Origin of the sequence: Streptomyces sp. NPDC005706 (genome assembly GCF_040631045.1) — a bacterium.
Lineage (GTDB): Bacteria > Actinomycetota > Actinomycetes > Streptomycetales > Streptomycetaceae > Streptomyces.
Map to the genome: position 1 here is coordinate 123109 of NZ_JBEXYS010000009.1, position 24207 is coordinate 147315.

Annotated in this window: 18 protein-coding genes and 1 tRNA gene; 10 read left to right on the top strand and 9 right to left on the bottom strand. The window is 70.3% G+C overall.

The annotated features are described in order from the left end of the window. Nucleotides 1-15: 15 nt before the first annotated feature. Both gltB and ABZ478_RS17960 read left to right on the top strand, forming a co-directional pair. Nucleotides 16-4530 carry a glutamate synthase large subunit gene (gene gltB / locus ABZ478_RS17955; protein ID WP_359550295.1) on the top strand — a complete coding sequence of 1505 codons (4515 nt, stop codon included), beginning with the start codon at nt 16-18 and terminating at the stop codon, nt 4528-4530. Then, entirely contained in the window at nt 4523-5986 is a 1464-nt protein-coding gene (locus tag ABZ478_RS17960) for a glutamate synthase subunit beta (RefSeq protein ID WP_359550297.1), read from the top strand. Before gltB ends, ABZ478_RS17960 begins: the two co-directional genes overlap by 8 nt. Nucleotides 5987-6102: 116 nt before the next feature. Here the strand turns inward: ABZ478_RS17960 and ABZ478_RS17965 are convergent, their stop codons facing one another. Both ABZ478_RS17965 and ABZ478_RS17970 read right to left on the bottom strand, forming a co-directional pair. Then, a complete protein-coding gene (locus ABZ478_RS17965; RefSeq protein WP_359550300.1) occupies nt 6103-7011 on the bottom strand; it encodes a chitosanase in 909 nt (302 codons plus the stop codon). Nucleotides 7012-7054: 43 nt separating this feature from the next. Then, nucleotides 7055-7948: a rhomboid family intramembrane serine protease gene (locus tag ABZ478_RS17970; RefSeq protein ID WP_359550303.1), complete on the bottom strand. Its 894-nt coding sequence runs from the start codon at nt 7946-7948 to the stop codon at nt 7055-7057. Between the two features lie 155 nt (nt 7949-8103). On the opposite strand from ABZ478_RS17970, the gene ABZ478_RS17975 reads away from it, so the two are divergent. After that, the gene (locus ABZ478_RS17975; protein ID WP_359550306.1) at nt 8104-8826 is read left to right on the top strand and encodes a VWA domain-containing protein; all 723 of its coding nucleotides are present in this window, start codon (nt 8104-8106) and stop codon (nt 8824-8826) included. A 34-nt stretch (nt 8827-8860) separates the two neighbouring features. Here ABZ478_RS17975 and ABZ478_RS17980 read toward each other — a convergent pair whose 3' ends face one another. Next, nucleotides 8861-9751 (bottom strand): hypothetical protein, encoded by an 891-nt coding sequence (locus ABZ478_RS17980; protein ID WP_359550307.1) that lies wholly within the window; start codon nt 9749-9751, stop codon nt 8861-8863. Nucleotides 9752-9894: 143 nt separating this feature from the next. Between ABZ478_RS17980 and ABZ478_RS17985 the strand changes: the two genes are divergently transcribed. Both ABZ478_RS17985 and pepN read left to right on the top strand, forming a co-directional pair. Then, entirely contained in the window at nt 9895-10245 is a 351-nt protein-coding gene (locus ABZ478_RS17985) for a chorismate mutase (protein WP_359550310.1), read from the top strand. Nucleotides 10246-10371: 126 nt separating this feature from the next. Beyond that, nucleotides 10372-12852 carry an aminopeptidase N gene (pepN, locus tag ABZ478_RS17990; protein WP_359550312.1) on the top strand — a complete coding sequence of 827 codons (2481 nt, stop codon included), beginning with the start codon at nt 10372-10374 and terminating at the stop codon, nt 12850-12852. Nucleotides 12853-12931: 79 nt separating this feature from the next. On the opposite strand, the gene ABZ478_RS17995 is transcribed toward pepN, so the two are convergent. After that, nucleotides 12932-13480 (bottom strand): GNAT family N-acetyltransferase, encoded by a 549-nt coding sequence (locus tag ABZ478_RS17995; RefSeq protein ID WP_359550315.1) that lies wholly within the window; start codon nt 13478-13480, stop codon nt 12932-12934. 157 nt (nt 13481-13637) lie between these two features. On the opposite strand from ABZ478_RS17995, the gene ABZ478_RS18000 reads away from it, so the two are divergent. Continuing rightward, nucleotides 13638-14999 (top strand): aminotransferase class V-fold PLP-dependent enzyme, encoded by a 1362-nt coding sequence (locus tag ABZ478_RS18000; RefSeq protein WP_359550318.1) that lies wholly within the window; start codon nt 13638-13640, stop codon nt 14997-14999. After that, nucleotides 14996-16390, top strand: coding sequence for a SidA/IucD/PvdA family monooxygenase (locus ABZ478_RS18005; RefSeq protein WP_359550321.1), 1395 nt, complete (start codon nt 14996-14998; stop codon nt 16388-16390). Before ABZ478_RS18000 ends, ABZ478_RS18005 begins: the two co-directional genes overlap by 4 nt. 71 nt (nt 16391-16461) lie before the next feature. Here ABZ478_RS18005 and ABZ478_RS18010 read toward each other — a convergent pair whose 3' ends face one another. Continuing rightward, a complete protein-coding gene (locus ABZ478_RS18010; protein ID WP_359550323.1) occupies nt 16462-18267 on the bottom strand; it encodes a 5'-nucleotidase C-terminal domain-containing protein in 1806 nt (601 codons plus the stop codon). Nucleotides 18268-18417: 150 nt separating this feature from the next. On the opposite strand from ABZ478_RS18010, the gene ABZ478_RS18015 reads away from it, so the two are divergent. Beyond that, a complete protein-coding gene (locus ABZ478_RS18015) occupies nt 18418-19113 on the top strand; it encodes an SIMPL domain-containing protein (RefSeq protein ID WP_359550326.1) in 696 nt (231 codons plus the stop codon). 147 nt (nt 19114-19260) lie between these two features. Then, complete coding sequence (pyk, locus tag ABZ478_RS18020) at nt 19261-20697, top strand: pyruvate kinase (protein WP_359550329.1); 1437 nt, start codon at nt 19261-19263, stop codon at nt 20695-20697. 7 nt (nt 20698-20704) lie between these two features. Here pyk and ABZ478_RS18025 read toward each other — a convergent pair whose 3' ends face one another. Both ABZ478_RS18025 and ABZ478_RS18030 read right to left on the bottom strand, forming a co-directional pair. After that, complete coding sequence (locus tag ABZ478_RS18025) at nt 20705-21484, bottom strand: helix-turn-helix domain-containing protein (RefSeq protein ID WP_359550332.1); 780 nt, start codon at nt 21482-21484, stop codon at nt 20705-20707. A gap of 81 nt (nt 21485-21565) precedes the next feature. After that, nucleotides 21566-21648: transfer RNA gene (locus ABZ478_RS18030), tRNA-Leu, on the bottom strand. Nucleotides 21649-21748: 100 nt separating this feature from the next. Here ABZ478_RS18030 and ABZ478_RS18035 point away from each other — a divergent pair. Continuing rightward, on the top strand, nt 21749-22408 hold the full coding sequence (locus ABZ478_RS18035; RefSeq protein ID WP_358931206.1) for a response regulator: 660 nt from the start codon (nt 21749-21751) through the stop codon (nt 22406-22408). A gap of 79 nt (nt 22409-22487) precedes the next feature. Here ABZ478_RS18035 and ABZ478_RS18040 read toward each other — a convergent pair whose 3' ends face one another. Next, a complete protein-coding gene (locus ABZ478_RS18040) occupies nt 22488-23204 on the bottom strand; it encodes an ABC transporter ATP-binding protein (RefSeq protein ID WP_359550335.1) in 717 nt (238 codons plus the stop codon). Beyond that, nucleotides 23201-24205, bottom strand: coding sequence for an ABC transporter ATP-binding protein (locus ABZ478_RS18045; protein WP_359550336.1), 1005 nt, complete (start codon nt 24203-24205; stop codon nt 23201-23203). The genes ABZ478_RS18040 and ABZ478_RS18045 overlap by 4 nt, the downstream gene beginning before the upstream one ends. Nucleotides 24206-24207: the final 2 nt, after the last annotated feature.

A 24207-nucleotide genomic window follows, 5' to 3' on the forward strand; every position in this document is an offset into this window, starting at 1 on the left:
CCTGCTGCGCAGGGTATGTACGACCCCCGCAACGAGCGCGACGCCTGTGGCGTCGGTTTCGTGGCCACCCTCACCGGCGAGGCGAGCCACGCGCTGGTCGAGCAGGCGCTGACTGTTCTGCGCAACCTCGAACACCGTGGCGCCACCGGCTCCGAGCCCGACTCCGGCGACGGCGCGGGCATCCTCTCCCAGGTCCCCGACGCCTTCTTCCGTGAGGTGGCCGGTTTCGACCTTCCCGCGGCCGGCTCCTACGCGGTAGGCATCGCCTTCCTGCCGGAGGACGGCACAGAGGACGTCGTCTCACGGATCGAGACGATCGCTGCCGACGAGGGCCTGACCGTCCTCGGCTGGCGCGAGGTCCCGGTCGCCCCCGAACTGCTCGGCGCCACCGCCCGGTCCACCATGCCGGTCTTCCGCCAGCTCTTCGTCACCGCCGGCACCGCCGAGGGCATCGCGCTCGACCGCACGGCCTTCGTGCTGCGCAAGCGCGCCGAGCGGGAGGCCGGTGTCTACTTCCCGTCCCTCTCCGCCCGCACCATCGTCTACAAGGGCATGCTGACCACCGGCCAGCTCGAGCCCTTCTTCCCGGACCTGTCCGACCGCCGCTTCGCCTCCGCGATCGCGCTCGTGCACTCCCGGTTCTCCACCAACACCTTCCCGTCGTGGCCGCTCGCGCACCCCTACCGGTTCGTCGCGCACAACGGTGAGATCAACACCGTCAAGGGCAACCGCAACTGGATGCGCGCCCGCGAGTCCCAGCTCTTCTCCGACCTGTTCGGCGGGGACGACAAGGCCATCGAGCGCATCTTCCCGGTGTGCACCCCCGACGCCTCCGACTCGGCCTCCTTCGACGAGGTGCTGGAGCTGCTGCACCTCGGCGGCCGCTCGCTGCCGCACTCCGTGCTGATGATGATCCCGGAGGCGTGGGAGAACCACGACTCCATGGACCCGGCCCGGCGCGCCTTCTACCAGTTCCACTCCACGATGATGGAGCCCTGGGACGGCCCCGCCTGCGTCACCTTCACCGACGGCACCCAGGTCGGTGCCGTGCTCGACCGCAACGGCCTGCGCCCCGGCCGCTACTGGGTCACCGACGACGGCCTCGTCGTCCTCGGCTCCGAGGTCGGCGTCCTCGACATCGACCCGGCCAGGGTCGTCCGCAAGGGCCGCCTGCAGCCCGGCCGCATGTTCCTCGTGGACACCGCCGAGCACCGCATCGTCGAGGACGACGAGATCAAGGCCACCCTCGCGGCCGAGAAGCCGTACGCGGAGTGGCTGGAGGCCGGCGAGATCGAGCTGCGCGACCTGCCCGAGCGCGAGCACATCGTGCACACCCACGCCTCGGTCACCCGCCGCCAGCAGACCTTCGGCTACACCGAGGAGGAGCTGCGCGTCCTCGTCGCCCCGATGGCCCGCAGCGCCGCCGAGCCGATCGGCTCGATGGGCACCGACAGCCCGATCGCGGCCCTGTCCGAGCGCCCCCGGCTGCTCTTCGACTACTTCACCCAGCTCTTCGCGCAGGTCACCAACCCGCCGCTGGACGCCATCCGCGAGGAACTGGTCACCTCCCTGCGCAGCTCGCTGGGCCCGGAGGGCAACCTGCTGGAGCCCACGGCCGCCTCCTGCCGCTCGGTGACCCTGCCCTTCCCGGTCATCGACAACGACGAGCTCGCCAAGCTCATCCACATCAACGCCGACGGCGACATGCCCGGCTTCAAGGCCGCGACCCTCTCCGGCCTGTACCGGGTCTCCGGCGGCGGCGACTCGCTCGCCGCGCGCATCGAGGAGATCTGCGCCGAGGCCGACGCCGCCATCGGCAACGGCGCCCGGCTGATCGTCCTGTCGGACCGGCACTCCGACGCCGAGCACGCGCCGATCCCCTCGCTGCTGCTCACCGCGGCCGTCCACCACCACCTCATCCGCACCAAGCAGCGCACCCACGTGGGCCTGCTGGTCGAGGCCGGTGACGTCCGCGAGGTCCACCACGTCGCCCTGCTCATCGGCTACGGCGCCGCCGCCGTCAACCCGTACCTGGCGATGGAGTCGGTCGAGGACCTGGTCCGCGCGGGCACCTTCCTGTCGGACATCGAGGCCGAGCAGGCCATCCGCAACCTGATCTACGCCCTCGGCAAGGGCGTGCTGAAGGTCATGTCCAAGATGGGTATCTCCACCGTCGCCTCCTACCGCGGCGCCCAGGTCTTCGAGGCCGTCGGCCTCGACGACGCCTTCGTCGAGAAGTACTTCAACGGCACCGCCACCAAGATCGGCGGCGTCGGCATCGACGTCATCGCCAAGGAGGTCGCCGCCCGCCACGCCAAGGCCTACCCGGCCTCCGGCATTGCTCCCGCGCACCGTGCGCTGGACATCGGCGGCGAGTACCAGTGGCGTCGCGAGGGCGAGCCGCACCTGTTCGACCCGGAGACGGTCTTCCGCCTGCAGCACTCCACCCGCAGCGGCAGCTACGACATCTTCAAGAAGTACACGGACCGGGTGAACGAGCAGTCCGAGCGTCTGATGACGCTGCGTGGCCTGTTCGGCTTCACCTCCGGCCGGACCCCGATCTCCATCGACGAGGTCGAGCCGGCGAGCGAGATCGTCAAGCGCTTCTCCACCGGCGCCATGTCGTACGGCTCCATCTCCAAGGAGGCGCACGAGACCCTCGCCATCGCCATGAACCAGCTGGGCGGCAAGTCCAACACCGGTGAGGGCGGCGAGGACCCGGACCGTCTGTACGACCCGGCGCGCCGCTCGGCGATCAAGCAGGTCGCCTCCGGCCGCTTCGGCGTGACCTCCGAGTACCTGGTCAACGCCGACGACATCCAGATCAAGATGGCCCAGGGCGCCAAGCCCGGCGAGGGCGGCCAGCTGCCCGGCCACAAGGTCTACCCGTGGGTCGCCAAGACGCGTCACTCGACGCCGGGCGTGGGCCTCATCTCCCCGCCGCCGCACCACGACATCTACTCCATCGAGGACCTGGCCCAGCTGATCCACGACCTGAAGAACGCGAATCCGCAGGCGCGGATCCACGTGAAGCTGGTCTCCGAGGTCGGCGTCGGCACGGTCGCCGCGGGTGTCTCCAAGGCGCACGCGGACGTGGTGCTGATCTCCGGCCACGACGGCGGCACCGGCGCATCCCCGCTGACCTCGCTGAAGCACGCGGGCGGCCCCTGGGAACTCGGCCTCGCCGAGACCCAGCAGACCCTGCTGCTCAACGGCCTGCGCGACCGCATCGTCGTGCAGACCGACGGCCAGCTCAAGACCGGCCGCGACGTGGTCATCGCCGCGCTGCTCGGCGCCGAGGAGTTCGGTTTCGCGACCGCGCCGCTCGTCGTCTCCGGCTGCGTCATGATGCGCGTCTGCCACCTGGACACCTGCCCGGTCGGCATCGCCACCCAGAACCCGGTGCTGCGCGACCGCTTCGCCGGCAAGGCCGAGTACATCGTGAACTTCTTCCGGTTCATCGCCGAGGAGGTCCGCGAGATCCTCGCCGAGCTGGGCTTCCGCTCCATCGAGGAGGCCGTCGGCCACGCCGAGGCGCTCGACGTCACCCGCGCCGTCGACCACTGGAAGGCGCAGGGCCTGGACCTGGAGCCGCTGTTCCACGTGCCGGACCTGCCCGAGGGCGCCGTCCGCCACCAGATCGTCGGCCAGGACCACGGCCTGGAGAAGGCCCTGGACAACGAGCTGATCAAGCTCGCCGCCGACGCGCTCGCCGCCTCGGACGCCACCGAGGCACAGCCGGTGCGCGCCCAGGTCGCCATCCGCAACATCAACCGCACGGTCGGCACCATGCTCGGCCACGAGGTGACGAAGAAGTTCGGCGGCGCGGGCCTGCCCGAGGACACCGTCGACATCACCTTCACCGGCTCCGCCGGCCAGTCCTTCGGCGCGTTCCTGCCGCGCGGTGTCACGCTCCGCCTGGAGGGCGACGCCAACGACTACGTCGGCAAGGGCCTGTCCGGCGGCCGGATCGTCGTCCGCCCGGACCGCGCGGCCGACCACCTCGCCGAGTACTCGACCATCGCGGGCAACACCATCGGCTACGGCGCCACCGGCGGCGAGCTGTTCCTGCGCGGCCGCACCGGTGAGCGGTTCTGCGTCCGCAACTCCGGCGCGCTCGTCGTCTCCGAGGGCGTGGGCGACCACGGCTGCGAGTACATGACCGGCGGTCACGCGGTCGTCCTCGGCCCGACCGGCCGCAACTTCGCGGCGGGCATGTCCGGCGGCGTCGCCTACGTCATCGACCTCGACAGCGACAACGTCAACGCCGGCAACGCCGGAGCCGTCGAGGCGCTGGACGACACGGACAAGCAGTGGCTGCACGACGTGGTGCGCCGCCACGCCGAGGAGACCGGCTCGACGGTCGCCGGGAAGCTGCTCGCCGACTGGGACACGGCCGTGCAGCGGTTCAGCAAGATCATCCCCAGCACGTACAAGGCAGTGCTCGCCGCCAAGGACGCCGCCGAGCGAGCCGGTCTCTCCGAGACCGAGATCACCGAGAAGATGATGGAGGCGGCGATCAATGGCTGACCCGAAGGGCTTCCTGAACCACGGCCGCGAGGTCGCCAAGACCCGTCCCGTCGGTGAGCGCGTCAAGGACTGGAACGAGGTCTACGTCCCCGGCTCCCTGCTGCCGATCATCAGCAAGCAGGCCAGCCGGTGCATGGACTGCGGCATCCCGTTCTGCCACAACGGCTGTCCGCTGGGGAACCTGATCCCCGAGTGGAACGACTTCGCCTACCGCGAGGACTGGGCGGCCGCCTCCGACCGGCTGCACGCGACCAACAACTTCCCGGAGTTCACCGGTCGCCTCTGCCCGGCCCCCTGCGAGTCGGCGTGCGTGCTCGGCATCAACCAGCCGCCGGTCACCATCAAGAACGTCGAGGTCTCCATCATCGACAAGGCGTGGGAGACCGGGGACGTCGCCCCGCAGGCGCCTGAGCGCCTGTCCGGCAAGACCGTCGCGGTCATCGGCTCGGGCCCGGCGGGCCTCGCCGCCGCCCAGCAGCTCACCCGGGCCGGCCACACGGTCGCCGTCTACGAGCGCGCGGACCGCGTCGGCGGCCTGCTGCGGTACGGCATCCCCGAGTTCAAGATGGAGAAGCGGCACATCAACCGCCGCATCGAGCAGATGCGCGCGGAGGGCACCCGCTTCCGCACCGGCGTGGAGATCGGCCGCGACCTGGGCGCCCGCGACCTCAAGAAGCGGTACGACGCGATCGTCATCGCCGCCGGCGCCACCACCGCCCGCGACCTGCCGGTCCCCGGCCGCGAACTCAAGGGCGTCTACCAGGCGATGGAGTACCTGCCCCTGGCCAACAAGGTCCAGGAGGGCGACTACGTCACCACGCCGATCTCGGCCGAGGGCAAGCACGTCGTCGTCATCGGCGGCGGCGACACCGGCGCCGACTGCGTGGGCACCGCCCACCGCCAGGGCGCGGCCTCCGTCACCCAGCTCGAGATCATGCCCCGCCCGAACGACGAGCGGCACCCGACCAGCCAGCCCTGGCCGACCTTCCCGATCCTGTACAAGGTCACCTCGGCGCACGAGGAGGGCGGCGAGCGGATCTACTCCGCCTCCACCAGCCACTTCGAGGGCGACGAGGACGGCAACGTCCAGTGGCTGCACCTGACCGAGGTCGAGTTCGTCGACGGCAAGCTGACCAGCAAGCCGGGCACCGAGCGCAAGATCCCGGCTCAGCTGGTGACCCTCGCGATGGGCTTCACGGGCACGGACCGGGAGAACGGTCTGGTCGAGCAGTTCGGCCTGGAGCTCGACGAGCGCGGCAACATCGCCCGCGACGCCGGCTTCCAGACCAACGTGCCCGGCGTGTTCGTCGCCGGTGACGCGGGCCGCGGCCAGTCCCTGATCGTCTGGGCGATCGCGGAGGGCCGCTCGGCCGCCCGCGGCGTGGACCGCTTCCTGACCGGCGTCAGCGAGCTGCCGGCCCCGATCCGCCCGACGGACCGCTCACTGGCGGTCTGACGGGTCACCGAGAAACGTCCCGTACAAAGGCGTACGGAACACCAGATGGCGCCTGCCCGCCTGTCCCCGACCGGACGACTGGGCGGGCGCCGTCGCACGCCCGGACACCGCACCCGCTACGGCACCCGGTACGTCTCCCCGTACACCTGCCAGGTCAGCGGTGTACGCAGCCCCAGGTTGCCGTCGTCGAGGAACCGCCGCTGGGCCGTGTCGACGCGGGTGGTGTCGATGGTCTGCTTCCTGGCCTTCATCGCCTCGCGGCGGATGTCCAGGAAGACGTCGAGGTAGTCCTTCTCGCTGCCGCCCAGGGACGGGGAACCGGCCTCCTTCAGAGCGCGTTCGCGCAGGCCGTAGAAGCTGTTGCGCCCGGTGCCGGGGCCGTGGAAGACCATCGCGTCGTAGTAGACGAACTGCCCCAGCGTGCCCAGCCCGTCGAGCTTGGCGAGCCGGACGGCCGGGTCGAAGTAGACGCGGTCGCGTTCCCTCTCCTGCGCCCCGCGGAACGCCGGCAGCCTCGCCTCCGCCTTCCAGGCCGCGGTGAACCCCGGGTCCAGGCCCTGGTGGGAGCCGGTGCCGTCGACCTTCCGCAGGGCCGGCAGGTACGGCGCCAGACCGTTGCCGGGATGCGCCTTCGTGTACCGCTCGACCAGGGTCAGCAGATCGTGCGTGCCGGTGCAGAAGCCGATGATGCCGGCGGTGTAGCCCTGCCCGTCGCCGATGTCCTCGATGTAGCCGTAGGAGCTGCGCCAGTCGAGCGTGGAGTTCTCCGCGCTCGCCACGATCTTCTGCGCCAGTTCCTTCTCGGCCGGCGCCGCCAGACCCGGCGGGGCGTCGGCGATGACCTCGGCGTCCCGGGCCTGTTCGGACTCGGCCCGGGACTTGGCGTCCTGGCGCTCCCGCTGCACGGCGGAGACCCGCTTGTCCTCCGTGTCCGAGGAGCCGGCGGAGCCCGCGCCGAGGGCGTAGACCACCGCCGTGAGGGCGACCGGAGCGGCCGCGAGCAGCAGGATTCCGGTACGTCTCATGACCGGTCACGTCTCTTCATGGCAGTCACCGTACGGCCCGGGATCAGGCCGCCCCTCCCATGAGTCCCGGTTCCACCGCGAGCGACGACACCCTGACCGCGGTCAGCACCGCCAGCAGCACGAGCAGCGCCACGCACACACCCGCCTGGACCAGCGTGCGCCGGCCGTCGCGGGGCGCGTAGGCGTACGCCAGCGTCACCGTCCCGCCGGCCAGCAGACCGCCGAGGTGCCCCTGCCAGGAGGTCATCCAGGCGGAGACCACCAGCCACACCAGCAGACCCGCCATGTACTGGTTGACCGCCTGCCGGTCGTAGCCGAGGCGGCGGCCCATGATGTAGTACGCGGCGCCCAGCCCGAAGATGGCGCCGGACGCGCCGACCGTGCGGGTCTCCGGGGCGAGCAGCAGCACCAGCACCGAGCCGCCCAGCGCCGACAGCAGGTACAGCGCGAGGTAGCGGACCCGGCCGAGCTGCGCCTCGACCACCCGGCCGACGTTCCACAGCGCGAGCATGTTGAACAGGATGTGCGTGATGCCGAACGCGCCCTCGGTGGGCGTCAGATGAAGGAACGCGCCGGTCAGCAGCCGGTACCACTCGCCGTGCGCGACCCCCTCGGGCAGATAGCCCGGCGGCACCGAGCCCAGCATGTCGAACCGGCTCTCGACCGAGGGCCGGGCCAGCTCGGCGAGATAGCCGAGCACGTTGAGCCCGATCAGGACGTACGTCACGACCGGCACCGCGCTGATCCGGCCGCCGAACGCCGTCCGCGCCTGCCGGACCGAGCGCCTCCCCTCCTGCACACATTCCACGCACTGGTGGCCGACGGCCGCCTCCCGCATGCAGGACGGGCAGATGAAGCGGTCGCAGCGGGTGCAGCGGACGTGCGACTCCACCTTGGGGTGACGGAAGCACGTGGTCACGGCGGACTCGGCGGTCACGGCCGGCTCCTTGGAGGTTCACGGGGACAGGGCGAGCCGGTGGGGACGGCGGCGAACAAAATAGCGAACAGCTGTGACGCGAGCGACAGCAGGGGGCCCGTGATCACGTAGGCTCGGCCGCCTGCCGGCAGCCGTCCGGAGCCGAGGGGGGAACCATGGCCGCGATCAGCCTGCGCAAGATGGAGGAGACCGCGCCCGCGCTCGTCGCGCCGTACCGCACGGCCGGGATCTCCCTGCGCAAGCACGGCCTGGACGACCTCCGCGCCGCCGTCTACCTGGTGGTGGACCACTCGGGCTCGATGCGGCCGTACTACCAGGACGGCAGCGTCCAGGCGCTCGCCGACCGGGTACTGGGCCTGTCCGCACACCTGGACGACGACGGCCGGGTACCGGACATCTTCTTCTCCACCGACATCGACGCGGTCACCGACATCGCCCTCGACGGCCACCAGGGCCGGATCGAGGAGATCGCCGCCGGACTCGGACACATGGGCAGGACCGGCTACCACCTGGCCATGGACGCCGTCATCGACCACTACCTCGACAGCGGCACCACCGCCCCCGCCCTGGTCGTCTTCCAGACCGACGGCGGCCCCATCAGCAGGCCCGCCGCCGAACGCTACCTGTGCAAGGCCGCCCGGCTCCCGCTGTTCTGGCAGTTCGTCGGCTTCGGCGACCCCGGCAGCCGGCAGTTCGACTTCCTGCGGAAACTCGACGCCCTGGCCGTGCCCGCCGCACGCGTCGTGGACAACGCCGGCTTCTTCCACGCCGGCCAGGACCCACGCCGCGTCCCCGACGCCGAACTGTACGACCACCTCGTCGGCGAGTTCCCGCAGTGGCTGACGGCCGCACGCGCCGCCGGCATCGTGACCGGCTGACTCCCGGCCGGCCCCCCCCGGCGGGGCGCGGCGGCTACGTGTCGCACTCCAGCACCGTCCGGCACAGCCCGCACCGGGCCCGCACCCGCCCCTTGACCGGCAACCGGATCCGCTGCAGACACGTAGGACAGGGAAAGGACACCCGGAGGTCACCGCCCGGACCGGGACCGGAAGAGAAGGCGTAGCCCGCGGCTGCCGGCCCGCCCCCGGACGGATGACGGCGGTCATGGGCGTAGCGGCGCCGGCCCGCCCAGCCCGCCCCGGTCAGCGGCGGCTGCCGCCCGTCCCGCAGCGCCAGCTCCCGGCCCTTGACGTACGCCGAGTACGCCTGCGGGCTGGTGAACCACACCGAGGGATCCTCGTCGAACAGCAGAGCCCGCTTGGCCAGGACGTACCCGAACTCCTCCGGCGTGAGATAGCCCAGCTTCTGCGAGGACACCCCGTCCTCGCGGTACGCGTCCAGCAGCAGCCAGCCCGCACCCAGGTAGGCCGCCACCGTGTCCGTCAGGATCTCGTTCTCCGACGTGGCCGGGAACGCGAGATCCAGACGGTGGAGATAGACATGGGCCACCTCATGGGCGAGCGCCGCGCCGATGTCCCCGCGATGGGTACGGAACCGGTCGTTCAGCTCCACGAAGTACTCCGGGCCCGCCGCCAGTTCGACATTGGCCGCGTGCGTCATCTCCCGGAAACCCACCACCAGCCGCGCGTCCGGCAACCGGAAGTGCCGCACCATCTCACGGGCCACCCGCTGCGCGCCCAGATGCAGATCGTCCGTGTCGCAGAAGGCCACGTCGGCCGGCGGCACGCTCGCCGAGAACGTCCGTACGGTGTCGTACGACAGCCGCCGGTACAGCGCGGTGACGGCGGCCCGCACCGTCTCCAGATGCGGGTAACCGTGCTCGACCGGTCCGCCGTTCGCCACGCGCGACCCCCAAAGACGCCCGGAACCCCCTTCCACTGTAAGCGGGCACCCGCCCGGCCGCCCCGCCCGCGGCCCGCCGGGGACTGATCGCATGCTGGTCACCCAGTGATCGCGGGGCCGCGCCACCCTTAGGGTTGACCGCCATGACCATCAGCAACACCGGTACCGGTGACGTCGACCCCGCGGTCCGCCAGGAGCTGGAGCGGCTGCGCGACAGCATCGACAACATCGACGCGGCCGTCGTCCACATGCTCGCCGAGCGCTTCAAGTGCACCCAGCAGGTCGGCCGGCTCAAGGCACGGCACCAGCTCCCGCCCGCCGACCCGGCCCGCGAGGCCCGGCAGATCGAACGGCTGCGCCGCCTCGCCGAGAACGCCAAGCTCGACCCGGCCTTCGCCGAGAAGTTCCTGGGCTTCATCATCGCCGAGGTGATCCGGCACCACGAGTCCATCGCCGAGGACACCGACGGCGGACCGTCCGCCACGGCCGGCTGACACCCCCCGCACCGGCCCGCCGGCGCAGCGAGAGCGGACACGGCGGCACGGGGCGCGACATCGGACATAAGCCGTGTACCGATCCGCCCCTGTCCGCTGCGGATGCCATCAGGCAGCATGGCGTCCATGTCCGTCATCACGCGCGACGAAGCGCAGCACCGAGCACAGCTCCTCGACGTCCACCGCTACACCGTCGAACTCGACCTCACCACGGGGGACGAGACCTTCGACTCCCGTACCGTGATCAGGTTCACCGCACGGACCGCCGGAGACACGTTCGTCGAGCTGAAGCCCGCCCGCCTGCGCACCGTCACCCTCGACGGACAACCCCTCGACCCGGAGACCCTCGACGGCAACCGGCTGCCGCTGCGCGACCTCACCGCCGGCGAGCACGAACTGCGCGTCGACGCCGCCATGCGCTACTCCCGCACCGGCGAGGGCATGCACCGCTTCACCGACCCCACCGACGGCGAGACCTACGTCTACACACAGATGTTCCTGGACGACGTCCAGCGCGTCTTCGCCGCCTTCGACCAGCCCGACCTCAAGTCCGTCTTCGAACTCACCGTCACCGCCCCCGACGGCTGGAGCGTCCTCGCCAACGGCATCACCGAACACCTCGGCCAGGGCCGCTGGCAGGCCGCCCCCACCCCGCTGATCTCCACCTACCTCGTCGCCGTCGCCGCCGGCCCCTGGCACTCGCTGCGCACCGAACACCGTGGCCTGCCCTTCGGCATCCACTGCCGCCGCTCCCTCGCCCCCCACCTCGACGCCGACGCCGAGGAGATCCTCGACGTCACCCGCGCCTGCTTCGACCGCTACCACGAGAAGTTCGAGGAGCCCTACCCCTTCGACTCCTACGACCAGGCCTTCGTCCCCGAGTTCAACTCCGGCGCCATGGAGAACCCCGGCCTCGTCACCTTCCGCGACGAGTACGTCTTCCGCTCCGCCGTCACCGACACCGAACGGCAGACCCGCGCCATGGTCATCGCCCACGAGATGGCCCACATGTGGTTCGGCGACCTCGTCACCCTCAAGTGGTGGGACGACATCTGGCTCAACGAGTCCTTCGCCGAATACATGGGCTACCAGACCACCCTCGAAGCCACCCGCTTCACCCAGCCCTGGGTCGAGTTCGGCGTCGCCCGCAAGGCCTGGGGCTACGACGCCGACCAGCGTCCCTCCACCCACCCCGTCGCCCCCGAGGCCGTCGACGACACCGCCGCCGCCCTGCTCAACTTCGACGGCATCTCCTACGCCAAGGGCGCCTCCGCACTCCGCCAGCTCGTCGCCTGGCTCGGCGAGAAGAACTTCCTCGCCGGCATCAACATCCACTTCGAACGGCACCGGTTCGCCAACGCCACCCTCGCCGACTTCATCGACTCCCTCGCCGCGGCCACCGACCGCGACGTCCACGCCTGGGCCGACGCCTGGCTGCGCACCACCGGAGTCGACACCCTCAGCCCGCGCATCGCCGCCGCCGACGGCACCTGCGCCCTCACCGTCGACCGCACCGGCAGCCGCCCGCACCGCGTCACCGTCGGCCTCTACGACCACGACCTCACCGACGAGGGCCGCCTCACCCCACGCGAGCACATCAGCCTCGATGTCCCGCAGACCGCACCACAGCCCATCGGCAAACGCCCCGCACTGACCCTCATCAACGACGCCGACCTGACCTACGCCAAGATCCGCTTCGACGACGAGTCATTCGAAGCGGTCCGCACCGGCCTGTCCGGACTGCCCGACCCCCTCACCCGCGCCGTGGTGTGGAACGCGCTGCGCGACGCCGTCCGCGACGGCGAACTCCCGCCCACCGCCTACCTCGAAGCGGCCCGCACCCACCTGCCCCTCGAAACCGACCTCGCCCTCGCCCAAGGCGTCCTCGCCTTCGCCGCCCACCAGATCACCGACCGCTACCTGCGTCCCGAGGACCGCCCCGCGGCCCTCGCCACCCTCAGCTCCCTCTGCCGCGACCTGCTGCGCCGCACCGAGGACGGCGACAACCCCGGCCTGCGCCTCATCGCCGTACGCCACTTCATCGACGTCGCCGCCCACCCCGACACCATCGCCGCGTGGCTCGCCGACGACACGGTCCCCGGCGGACCCGAACTCGACCCCGAACTGCGCTGGCGCATCCTCGGCCGGCTCGCCGTCCTCGGCGCCACCGACGAGGACGCCATCGCCGCCGAACTGGAACGCGACCCGTCCGCCAGCGGCCAGGAAGGCGCCGCCACCTGCCGCGCCGCACTCCCCGACCCGCAGGCCAAACGCGCCGCCTGGGACGCGATGTTCGCCACCGACGACCTCTCCAACTACCTCTTCACCGCCACCGCCCGCGGCTTCTGGCAGCCCGAACAGGCCGACCTCGTCCGCGCCTACGTACCGCGCTACTACCAGGACGCCGTCACGACCGCCGCCCGCCGCGGCCCCGCCATCGCCGCCGCCGCCGGACACTGGGCCTTCCCCCACCACGCGGTCGACGCCGAGAACCTCGCCCTCGGCGAAGCCTGCCTGCGCGAGGCGGAACCGGTCGCCGCCCTGCGCCGCAAACTCGTCGACGAACTCGACGACCTCGCCCGCGCCCTGCGCGTCCGCGGCGAGTAACACCGGACACCCCCGGCAACGTGATGCCCCCGCTCACCGAAAGAGCGGGGGCATCACGCCGTCCAGGACAGGGGAGCACCTAACCGTTCCCCACCCGCAACTCCGCCCGCCGCACACCCCCTTGGCGCGGACCCGCCCGCCGGTTGCCCACCGTGCTGCGCGCCGGAACGGCCGCACCCAGGGAGAAACCGAGCCGCCGCAGAAAACCCTCACCGGAGCGCCAGCCCGCCGGCACCGACGCCGTCACCAGGGACACCGCACCCGCACGGGCCAGCAAGGACTCCGCCAGCGCACGGCCCAGCCCCCTGCCCCGCGCCCACGGCGCCAGCAGAAACAGGCCCACCGCCACCGCCCCCGGCTCCGGATGATCCCGCACCGCGTCCACCAGCCCCGCGACCACCCCGTCCCGCTCCAGCACCAGCAGCACCTTGTCCCGCGGACTCGCGCCCTCCGGCAGCGCGTAGAACAGGCCCTGCACATCACCCGGCCCCGACGGCAGCCCCGTCGCCGCCACGAACCAGTCCTCGCACTCCTCGAACAACGTCAGCAGCGGCACCTCGTCCCGCGGACCGGGCTCACGCACCACCACCCGCTCACCGGGCACCTCGATCATCCACGCGTCAACCATCCGAACGACGGTAGCCGCGACACCACCACCGCTCCACCGCTCCAACGCGTTTTCCCCGTACGGCAGTACCCACAACCAGGTACCGGTCGTTGAGCTCTCCGGACGGATGGGCCCTCTCCACGGCCGCCCGCCCGTCCCGCGCCCCGCAGGAGAGCCCATGAGCATGCCGCCCCTCGCCTCAGGACCCGACGGCCCCACCGCCCTGCGACCCCTCCTGGACACCGTCCTCGACGCCCTCACCACCGGCCGCCGGGCCCGCGGCGGACCACTGCCGGCCGGCGGACCCGACACCGTCACCGCACGGATCACCGCCGCCCTCGGAACCGGCATCATCCCCGACGACCCGGACCCCGACGCCCTGCGCACCCTCGTACACGCCCTCGCCGAAGGCGCCGCCGACCCCGCCGACCCACTCTGCGCCGCCCACCTGCACTGCCCGCCGCTCGCCGTCGCCACCGCCGCCGACCTCGCCGCCAGCGCCCTCAACCCCTCACTGGACTCCTGGGACCAGGCCCCCGCCGCCTCCGCCCTGGAAGCCGAGGTCACCCGCGCACTCGCCCGGCTCATCGGCCTCACCGACGCCCTCGTCACCACCGGCGGCACCGAATCCAACCAACTCGCCCTGCTCCTCGCCCGCGAGACCCACGGCAGCGGCGTCCGGCTGGTCTGCGGCACCAACGCCCACCACTCCCTGCCCCGCGCCGCCTGGCTGCTCGGCCTGCCCGACCCGGTCGTCGTCCCCACCCCACACGGCACCCTCGACCCGGCCGCCCTCCACCACACCCTCACCACCGAGCCCGGCCCCCTGCTCGTCGCCGCCACCGCCGGCACCACCGACGCCGGACTCATCGACCCACTGCCCGAGATCGCCCGCCTGTGCGCCACCCACGGCGCCCGCCTGCACATCGACGCCGCCTACGGCGCCTGCCTCACCTTCAGCGACCGGCACCGCCACAAACTCGCCGGACTCGAAGCCGCCCACACCGTCACCCTCGACCTGCACAAACTCGGCTGGCAACCAGCCGCCGCCGGACTCCTCGCCGTGGCCGCACCCCACGAACTCACCGCACTCCACCACCACGCCGACTACCTCAACGCCGACGACGACACCGAAGCAGGCCTCCCCGACCTGCTCGGCCGCTCCCTGCGCACCACCCGCCGCCCCGACATCCTCAAGATCGCCGTCACCCTGAAAACCCTCGGCCGCACCGGACTCGGCACCCTGGTCGACCAGGTCTGCGCCCACGCCCACGAGTTCGCCGGCCTCGTCCACCGGCACCCCCGCCACGAACTCTACGACCGGCCCGTCATCAGCACCGTCCTCTTCCGGCCCGCCGGCGCCCCCGACACCGCCGTCGCCGAGGTACGACGCCGCCTGCTCCACGAAGGCCGGGCCGTCCTCGGACGAGCCCGGCCCGACGGACGACTCTGGCTCAAGGCCACCTTCCTCAACCCCCACACCCGGCCCCACGAACTGGCCGCACTCCTCGAACTCACCGAAGGAGCCACCCCGGCATGACCAACCCCCCACACCACGAGCCCGGCACCCCCCGCGACCTCGTCGGCATCGGCATCGGCCCCAGCAACCTCTCCCTCGCCGCCCTCGCCCACCCCCTCGCCGAACTCGACGCCGTCTTCTACGAACAACACCCCCGCTTCGACTGGCACCCCGGCCTGCTCATCGAAGGCGCCACCATCCAGGTCCCCTTCCTCGCCGACCTCGTCACCCTCGCCGACCCCACCAGCCCCTGGAGCTTCCCCAACTACCTCAGGACCCAGGAACGGCTCTTCCCCTTCTACTTCGCCGAACGCTTCCACATCCAGCGCGCCGAATACGACGCCTACTGCCGCTGGGTCTCCCAGCACCTGCCCGGACTCCGCTTCCACCACCGCGTCGACGCCGTCCGCTGGAACCCCCGACGTGACGCCTTCGAAATCGACCACACCCACCTCGACACCCACACCCACGGCCGCACCCACACCCGCAACATCGTCCTCGGCATCGGCACCACCCCCCACGTCCCCGACACCCTGCGGCCACTCGCCGAAGCACCCGGCGTCCCCGTCATCCACGCCGCCGACTACCTCGACCACCGCGCCACCCTCCTCACCGCCGGCCACATCACCGTCGTCGGCTCCGGACAGTCCGGCGCCGAAGTCCTCCTCGACCTGCTCCGCCACCGTCCCACCGGCCACGAAAGACTCCACTGGATCGGCCGCACCGAAGCGTTCGCACCGATGGAGTACTCCAAACTCGGCCTCGAGCACTTCACCCCCGACTACACCCGCTACTTCCACGCCCTCGCCGAACCCGTCCGCGACCGGCTCACCACCGCCCAATGGCAACTCCACAAGGGCATCGACGCGAACACCCTCGCCGCCATCCACGACGAGCTGTACCGGCGCACCCTCGACGGCGGCTGGCCCGACACCGTCCTCACCCCCGGCGTCCACGTCCGCACCGCCGGCCGCATCGCCACCGGGCAGATCGAACTCCACCTCGAACACCTCCAGCAAGGCGCCCGCTCCCGGCTCACCACCGACGCCGTCGTCCTCGCCACCGGCTACCGCGAACGCCCCCTCGACCACATCCTCACCGGACTCGACCCCTACATGCGCCGCGACAACAGCGAACGCCCCCGCATCGGCGAGGACTACCGCCTCGTCCTCGACCCCGCCGTCACCGGCTCCCTCTACGTCCAGAACGCCGAACTGCACACCCACGGCGTCGGCGCCCCCGACCTCGGCCTCACCGCCTGGCGCAGCGCCACCATCCTCAACTCCCTCACCGGCAAAGAGCAGTACCCCCTGCCCACCCGCACCGCCTTCACCACCTTCGGACTCCAGGAACCCACACCCCGGATGCCGCACGCCAGACAGGCCGGACAACTCGTCCCACTCCTCGAATGAAACCGGCACACACACCGACGGCGCCGGTGCGAAAACCCGCACCGGCGCCGCCGACAAACCCCACCCGCAGATCAGAACACCGGAGTGCCGTCCCGCGTCAGCCGCCAGTCCACCGACGCGAAGTCCTTCGGATCCAGCACACCCTTCGCCGTCACCCACTCCGCGATCCGGGTACGGATCTCCGTCGACTCCGACCACAGCTCCTTCGCCGACGCCACATGCGGGAACGCACCACCACCATTGGCACGGTAGTTGTTCACCGCCATCACGAACTGCTGCGCGTCGTCCAGCGCCACACCACCGAACGCCAGGTTCCTGATCCGCGAACCCACCGGCTGCGCCACATCGATGTCGTACGACAGACCCGACACATAGTCGTAGTTGTAGTCCGGACGGCCACCCGCGTTCGTCAGCTTCTCCACGTCGACCACCGCGCCCGCCGCCGTCTGCACGTAGTACCCCGCCGAGTACTCCAGGTACGCCCGCACCTGCGCACCCGTCATCAACTTCGCGACCAGCGTGTTGTCGTACACGTACAGACCCGACAGATCCCGGATCGTCACGTCACCGGCCGGAATCTGGGACGTCCGCGAGAACGGCGACGCCTGCGCGATCACCGGCAGCGACGCGTACTCCGTGCCCGCCAGCGCCCCCTTCACCACGTCCTCCTGGACCTTGGTGATCAGATCGATGATCGGCGCGTCCTTGTAACGGGCCTCCACCGTCGTCAGGGTCTGCGTCGCCCGGCCCACCACCTGGTTGACGTACGCCACGACCTTGTCGTGCTCGTCCTTCAGCAGCTTCGTGATCCGCGGGTCGTCCGCCACCGTCTTCGAATCACGCAGCGAAGCGGAGACCGACTCCACCTCCCACCTGCCCTTGCCGAACACCAGCTCGATGTCGAAGACACTCAGCCGCTCCGCGTAACACAGCGGCTCCGACAGCACCACCGTCCGGCCCGACTTCTCATTGACGACCTTCAGCTCCGGAATCTCCAGATGCGCGTGCCCCACCAGGATCGCGTCGATCCCCGGCACCTGCCGCGCCACATTCGCCGCCGCGTCCTCCACATACGGCAACTGGTCACCGTACGAAGAGTTGCCCGACGTACCCGAATGCGCCGACACCACGACCACATCCGCGCCCATCGCCCTCAGCTTCGGCACCCACTTCGCGGCCTGCTCCTCCAGACCCGGGAACGCCAGCTTCCCCTGCACATACGCCTTGTCCCAGATCGCGATACCCGGGTTGGTCAGACCCAGCACGGCCACCTTCACCGGCGGAGCGCCCGGCACATGGAACTTCTTCATGAAGTAGGGCGGGAAGGCCGGCTTCAGCGTCTTCGCGTCGACCGCGTTGGCACCCAGCAGCGGAAAGTCGAGCTGGTCCTCGAACTTCCGCAGCGTCTCGATGCCGTAGTTGAACTCGTGGTTGCCGAGCGCCGCCGCGTCGTACCCGATCGCGTTCATCGCCTGCGCCATCGGGTGCACCGGACCACCCTTGGCGGTGATCGGGTCGACCTTCGCGTAGTAGTACGTCAGCGGGGTGCCCTGGATCGTGTCACCGGCGTCCAGCAGCAGCGTGTTGCAGCGGCCCTTCTCCTCGCGGATCCCCTCGACCAGCGTCGAGATACGCGCCAGACCCTGCGCGTTGCCCGCCTTGTCGGAGTACTCCGCGTCCTTGAAGTAGTCCCAGTTGAAGACATGACCGTGCAGGTCGGTGGTGCCCATGACGGTCAGGGAGTACCGCTTCGCGTGCTTCCCCGGCTCCTTCGCCTCCGCGGCCTCGGCCGCCGGAGCCGCCCCCGTACCGGCGATCGCCACCCCCGCCCCGGTCACGGCGGACTTCTTCAGGAACTTCCGGCGGTTCAACGGCATCTCTCGGTCTCCTCGGGGAAACGGTCAACAACGCGCGTAGATTCTGACCCGAGCATGACCGAAAGCAACAGGTCCATTCGGTTTCGATCTGGTGACCTGCAGCCCCAACTCACGCCGCAGAAGCGGAAACCCCATGACACAGTGGGACACATGACCCCACCCGCGACCCCACCCCACGGCACCCCCGACGCCCCCCTCCTCACCGTCCGCGGCGAAGCCGAGATCGACGCCGAACCCGAAACCGCCCGCATCGGCGTCACCATCACCGCCCGCGGCCGCGACCGCCGCACCACCCTCGACGACCTCACCCGCCGCAACACCACCGCCCTCGACCTCATCAAGTCCTACGGCGACGCCGTGGAACACGTGACCACCGGCAGCATCACCATCACCCCCGAGCTCACCCCCCACGGCCGCGGCGAACGCGTACGCAGCCACCACGGCCGCGTCCACCTCACCGCCGAACTCACCGACTTCACCGCACTCGCCGAACTCACCACCCGACTCGCCGACTTGGAACTCACCCAGGTCGACGGCCCCTCGTGGGCCCTGCGCCCCGACTCACCCGTGCCCGCCCAGGCCCGCCGCCAGGCGGTCCACCAAGCCCTCCAGCGAGCCCGCGAATACGCCGACGCCCTCGGCACCACCATCGCCGCACTCATCGAACTCACCGACACCGGCACCGACCCCACCCACCCCGGACACGGCCCCCTCGAACGCGGCGGACGCCGCACCGCATTCGCCCATCCGGACGAACCCGCACAGCCCCTCGACCTCGAACCCCCACGACTGCGCATCAGCGCCCAGGTCAGCGCCCAATTCACCATGCGGCCCCCACAGATCTAAAGACCGAAAACGTACGACGTGAAGATTTCGCTCAAAGGAGCGACCCGTCGCACAATTCAACACTTGTCAATATCCCTTTACCCAACGGTTGTTGAGCAGACATGAACCCCGGATTTCCTACCCGCGGGTAAGGCCTAGGCTCGACGTATGCGCCGAGCAAAGATCGTCTGCACTCTGGGCCCCGCCACCGACTCGTACGACCAGATCAAGGCACTCGTCGAAGCCGGAATGGACGTCGCCCGGTTCAACCTCAGCCACGGCACCCACGCCGAGCACGAGGTCCGATACCAGCACGTACGAAAAGCCGCCGACGAAACCGGCCGCAGCGTCGGAATCCTCGCCGACCTTCAAGGCCCGAAGATCCGCCTCGGCCGATTCAGCGAAGGCCCCGTACTCCTTGAACGCGGCGACACCTTCACCATCACCGTCGAAGAAGGCGTCGAAGGCGACCGCAACACCTGCGGCACCACCTACGCCGGCCTCGCCGCCGACGTCACCCCCGGCGAACGCATCCTCGTCGACGACGGCAAGGTCTGCCTCGAAGTCACCGCCGTCGACGGCCCCCAGGTCCACACCCGAGTCGCCGAAGGCGGCATCATCTCCGACCACAAGGGCCTCAACCTCCCCGGCGTCGCCGTCTCCGTACCCGCCCTCTCCAAGAAGGACGAGGACGACCTCCGCTGGGCCCTGCGCACCGGCTTCGACGTCGTCGCCCTCTCCTTCGTCCGCAGCGGCAAGGACGCCCACGACGTCCACCGCATCATGGACGAGGAAGGCCGCCGCCTCCCCGTCATCGCCAAGGTCGAAAAACCCCAGGCCGTCGACAACATCGACGACATCGTCGCCTCCTTCGACGGCATCATGGTCGCCCGCGGCGACCTCGGCGTCGAAATGCCCCTCGAACAGGTCCCCATCGTCCAGAAGCGCGCCATCAAACTCGCCCGGCGCAACGCCAAACCCGTCATCGTCGCCACCCAGATGCTCGACTCGATGATCGACAACTCCCGCCCCACCCGCGCCGAGGCCTCCGACGTCGCCAACGCCGTCATCGACGGCACCGACGCCGTGATGCTCTCCGGAGAGACCAGCGTCGGCAAATACCCCATCGAGACCGTGCGCACCATGGCCAAGATCGTCACGGCCGCCGAGGAGGACATCCTCGCCAAGGGCCTGCCGCCGCTCACCGAACGCAACAAACCCCGCACCCAGGGCGGAGCCGTCGCCCGCGCCGCCGCCGAGATGGGCGACTTCCTCGGCGCGAAGTTCCTCGTGGCGTTCACCCAGTCCGGCGACACCGCCCGCCGGCTCTCCCGCTACCGCTCGCCCATCCCCCTGATGGCCTTCACCCCCGAGCCGGCCACCCGCTCCCAGCTCAGCCTCACCTGGGGCGTGGAGACCTTCCTCGGCCCGGAGGCCGGCTCCACGGACGCCATGGTCGACCAGGTGGACGAACTCCTCCTGAGGTACGGCCGCTGCGAGAAGGGCGACGTCGTGGTCATCACCGCCGGCTCGCCCCCCGGCATCCCCGGCACCACCAACATGGTCCGAGTCCACCACATCGGCGAGGACGACAGCCCCAAGTAGCGGTGGCTCAGTACTTGGGGCCCACGTGGGCGTCCATGAGGGCTACGGAGGCTTTGCGGGCTACGGAGATGTTGTACGGGTTTCCGTGGCGGGTGCAGTGGGTCCATGTGATCCCGAGCCTGTCGAGTGTGTCCGTGTAGAGCCGCCGGATGTCGTCGGAGACGTTGGTGAAGAAGTAGCGGGGATACTCGTAGCGCCTGCGCTCGCCGCCGACCAGGCGAGTCGTCCAGTTGGTGACACGGCATCCGTCGGAGTGGATCAGGCCGCGGACGAACTCCCAGGGGTACTCGTCGACGATGTCCTGCTGCCAGGGCTCCAGGACGATCCGTCGCTCGTGCTTCTTGCCGGGGCCGTGCTGGGGGAAGAGGCAGGGCCAGTGCCTGCTGTAGGACTTCACCTCGACGCAGCCGGACCGGCGACGCGGCTTCACGCTGGGCAGCGGCATCACCCTGCGCATCGCCACCTCGGCCGCGGCGATCAGGCCGGTCTGAGAAGCGTTGCAGAAGACGGACAGGTGGTGCTGCTTGTGCTTCGAGATGATGTGGCCGTCGCCGAGATAGAGCCCCAGCAGGTACGCGTACGCCTCCCCGTCGACGGCGCGGCCGGTGCACCGGGGGCAGTCCGTCGGGGGCTCGTACTGCTCGCCTCGCGCCTTTCGGTCCTCGCTGCGCCACCAGCCGACGGTGCCCCGCGCCACGCCGAGACGCTCGGCGACCACCCTGTTGGGGACGCCCTGGCGCATGAGCTCGACCGCTTGGGCGCGCGTCGTGGGCGTGTGCTGGATCATGCGGACACGGTGCGTGACCGCGTGTCGCGACACGCAGCAAAAAGCGGAGGATCACGCGAATGTGATCCTCCGCTTTCACGGTGCCGGGTGCGGGATTCGAACCCGCAAGCCCTTTCAGGCAGAGGTGTTTGAGACCTCCGTGTATACCGTTCCACCAACCCGGCCAGGCACTGCGGTGAGTGTACCGGGTGCGCCGGGCTCGCCGCCGCTAGGTAGGCTGCATAGGCAGTGATACCTGCCCGCCCCGGAACGAGGAGCGCACGCGTGACCGCCCCCGAGTCGCCCCAGCCCGTAGACGTGCCCGACGACGACAAGTCGCACGTGCCTCCGCTGACGACCCGTGTCGTCATCGCCGAGGACGAGGCCCTGATCCGGCTCGACCTGAAAGAGATGCTGGAGGAGGAGGGGTACACCGTCGTCGGCGAGGCCGGGGACGGCGAGCAGGCCGTCGAACTGGCCCGCGAGCACCGCCCCGACCTGGTGATCCTCGATGTGAAGATGCCCAAGCTGGACGGCATCTCCGCGGCCGAGAAGATCGCCGAGGAGTCGATCGCCCCGGTGCTGATGCTGACCGCGTTCTCGCAGCGCGACCTGGTGGAGCGGGCCCGGGACGCCGGCGCCATGGCCTACCTGGTGAAGCCGTTCAGCAAGAGCGACGTCGTCCCGGCGATCGAGATGGCGGTGTCCCGGTTCACCGAGCTGCGGGAGCTGGAGAAGGAGGTCGCGGACCTCACCCTGCGGCTGGAGACGCGCAAGCTGGTGGACCGTGCGAAGTCCATCCTGCAGACGGAGTACGGGCTGACCGAGCCGGCCGCGTTCCGCTGGATCCAGAAGACGTCGATGGACCGGCGTCTGTCGATGCAGCAGGTCGCCGAGGCGGTCATCGCGGACAACGACGAGAAGAAGTCCGCGAAGAAGGGCTGAGCCCTCCGCGCACAGGACGAGGCCCGCGCCCCGGAGAAGGGGGCGCGGGCCTCGTCGTACGTGCGGTCCGCGGCGGGGTTCAGTCCTCGCCGAGGTACGCCTTGCGCACGGACTCGTCGTGCAGCAGGTCCTGTCCGGTGCCGGAGAGGACGATGCTGCCGACCTCCATGACGTGGCCCTGGTCGGCGAGCGAGAGCGCCGCCTGGGCGTTCTGCTCGACGAGCAGGATCGTCGTGCCGGAGGCCTTCAGTTCGACGATCGTGGCCATGATCTTCTGCATCATGATCGGCGAGAGGCCCATGGAGGGTTCGTCGAGCATCAGCAGCTTGGGCTGGGACATCAGGGCCCGGCCCATGGCGAGCATCTGCTGCTCACCGCCGGAGAGGGTACCGGCGGCCTGCTTCCTGCGTTCTCCGAGGATGGGGAAGAGGTCGTAGGCGCGCTGGATGTCCTTCTCGATGCCTTCCTTGTCCTTGCGGAGGAAGGCGCCGAGCTGGAGGTTCTCGGCGATGGTGAGGCGCGGGAAGATGTGCCGGCCCTCGGGGGAGTGGGCGAGTCCGAGGGAGACGATCTTGTGCGCGGGGACGCCGGTGAGTGGTTTGCCCTCGAAGAGGATCTTTCCGGAGCTGGGCTTGAGCAGTCCGGAGAGGGTGCGCAGGGTGGTCGTCTTGCCGGCGCCGTTGGTGCCGATGAGGGTGACGACCTGGCCGGCCTCGACGCTGAACGAGATGCCCTTGACGGCTTCGATCTTGCCGTAGGCGACCCTGAGGTCCTCGACCTCCAGCAGTGCGGTCACTGGGTGTCTCCCTTGGTGGTGCTGGTGCTCTCCGCGCTGTCGCTCCCGGCGTCGGCGCTCTCCGTGTCGCCGGTGGTGCCGGCGTCGGCGGGTGCGGCGTCGTCGGCGTCGTCCGGGCTGGTGGCGTCGGCCTGGGCGGGCTCGGGCGCGGCGTCGGTCTTCGGGGCGGTCGCCTCGGTGCCGGCGGCGACCTCGGCCGCCTCGACCTCGGCGGCCTCGGCCTGGCCGGGGTCGCCCTCGAAGGGTTCGCCGAGGTAGGCGGCGACGACGCGGTCGTCGGCCTGGACGACGTCGGAGGTGCCTTCGACGAGCTTCTCGCCCTGGACGAGGACGGCGACGCGGTCGCAGAGGTTGAAGATGAAGCGCATGTCGTGCTCGATGACGAGGACGGCGATGCCCTTGTCCCGGATGGCGAAGACGAGTTCTTCGGTGGTCCGGGTCTCCTGCGGGTTCATGCCGGCTGTCGGCTCGTCGAGGAGCAGCAGGCCGGGTTCGCTGGCGAGTGCCCGGGCGATCTCCAGCTTGCGCTGCTCGCCGTAGGGCAGGTTGCGGGCGAGGTGGTCGCGCTTGGCGGCGAGGCCGACGAACTCGAGGAGTTCCATGGCCTTGGCCTCGGACTCCTTTTCGGCCTTGCGGAAGCCGGGGCCGCGCAGGAGGGCGGACCAGAGGCCTTCCTTGGTGCGGGTGTGGCGGCCGACGAGGACGTTCTCCAGGACGGTCATGTTGGCGAAGAGCCGGATGTTCTGGAAGGTCCGGGCGATGCCGGCCTGGGTGACCAGGTGCGGTTTGGGCGGGAGGACCTTGCCCTTGAAGGCGACGGTGCCTTCGGTGGGGACGTACAGGCCGGTGAGGCAGTTGAAGAACGTGGTCTTGCCGGCGCCGTTGGGGCCGATCAGGCCGACGATCTCGCCGCTGTTGACGGTGAAGTCGACGGATCGGACGGCGGTGAGGCCGCCGAAGCGCATGGTGACGTCACGGGCTTCGAGTACGGGTGTCGTCATGG

Coding starts and splice junctions, on each gene's coding strand:
- ABZ478_RS18005 (WP_359550321.1), top strand. CDS start 14,996: ATGACCAACCCCCCACACCACGAGCCCGGCACCCCCCGCGACCTCGTC.
- ABZ478_RS18015 (WP_359550326.1), top strand. CDS start 18,418: ATGACCCCACCCGCGACCCCACCCCACGGCACCCCCGACGCCCCCCTC.
- pepN (WP_359550312.1), top strand. CDS start 10,372: ATGTCCGTCATCACGCGCGACGAAGCGCAGCACCGAGCACAGCTCCTC.
- ABZ478_RS17985 (WP_359550310.1), top strand. CDS start 9,895: ATGACCATCAGCAACACCGGTACCGGTGACGTCGACCCCGCGGTCCGC.
- ABZ478_RS17960 (WP_359550297.1), top strand. CDS start 4,523: ATGGCTGACCCGAAGGGCTTCCTGAACCACGGCCGCGAGGTCGCCAAG.
- gltB (WP_359550295.1), top strand. CDS start 16: ATGTACGACCCCCGCAACGAGCGCGACGCCTGTGGCGTCGGTTTCGTG.
- pyk (WP_359550329.1), top strand. CDS start 19,261: ATGCGCCGAGCAAAGATCGTCTGCACTCTGGGCCCCGCCACCGACTCG.
- ABZ478_RS18000 (WP_359550318.1), top strand. CDS start 13,638: ATGAGCATGCCGCCCCTCGCCTCAGGACCCGACGGCCCCACCGCCCTG.
- ABZ478_RS17965 (WP_359550300.1), bottom strand. CDS start 7,011: ATGAGACGTACCGGAATCCTGCTGCTCGCGGCCGCTCCGGTCGCCCTC.
- ABZ478_RS18025 (WP_359550332.1), bottom strand. CDS start 21,484: ATGATCCAGCACACGCCCACGACGCGCGCCCAAGCGGTCGAGCTCATG.
- ABZ478_RS17995 (WP_359550315.1), bottom strand. CDS start 13,480: ATGGTTGACGCGTGGATGATCGAGGTGCCCGGTGAGCGGGTGGTGGTG.
- ABZ478_RS17975 (WP_359550306.1), top strand. CDS start 8,104: ATGGCCGCGATCAGCCTGCGCAAGATGGAGGAGACCGCGCCCGCGCTC.
- ABZ478_RS18010 (WP_359550323.1), bottom strand. CDS start 18,267: ATGCCGTTGAACCGCCGGAAGTTCCTGAAGAAGTCCGCCGTGACCGGG.
- ABZ478_RS18045 (WP_359550336.1), bottom strand. CDS start 24,205: ATGACGACACCCGTACTCGAAGCCCGTGACGTCACCATGCGCTTCGGC.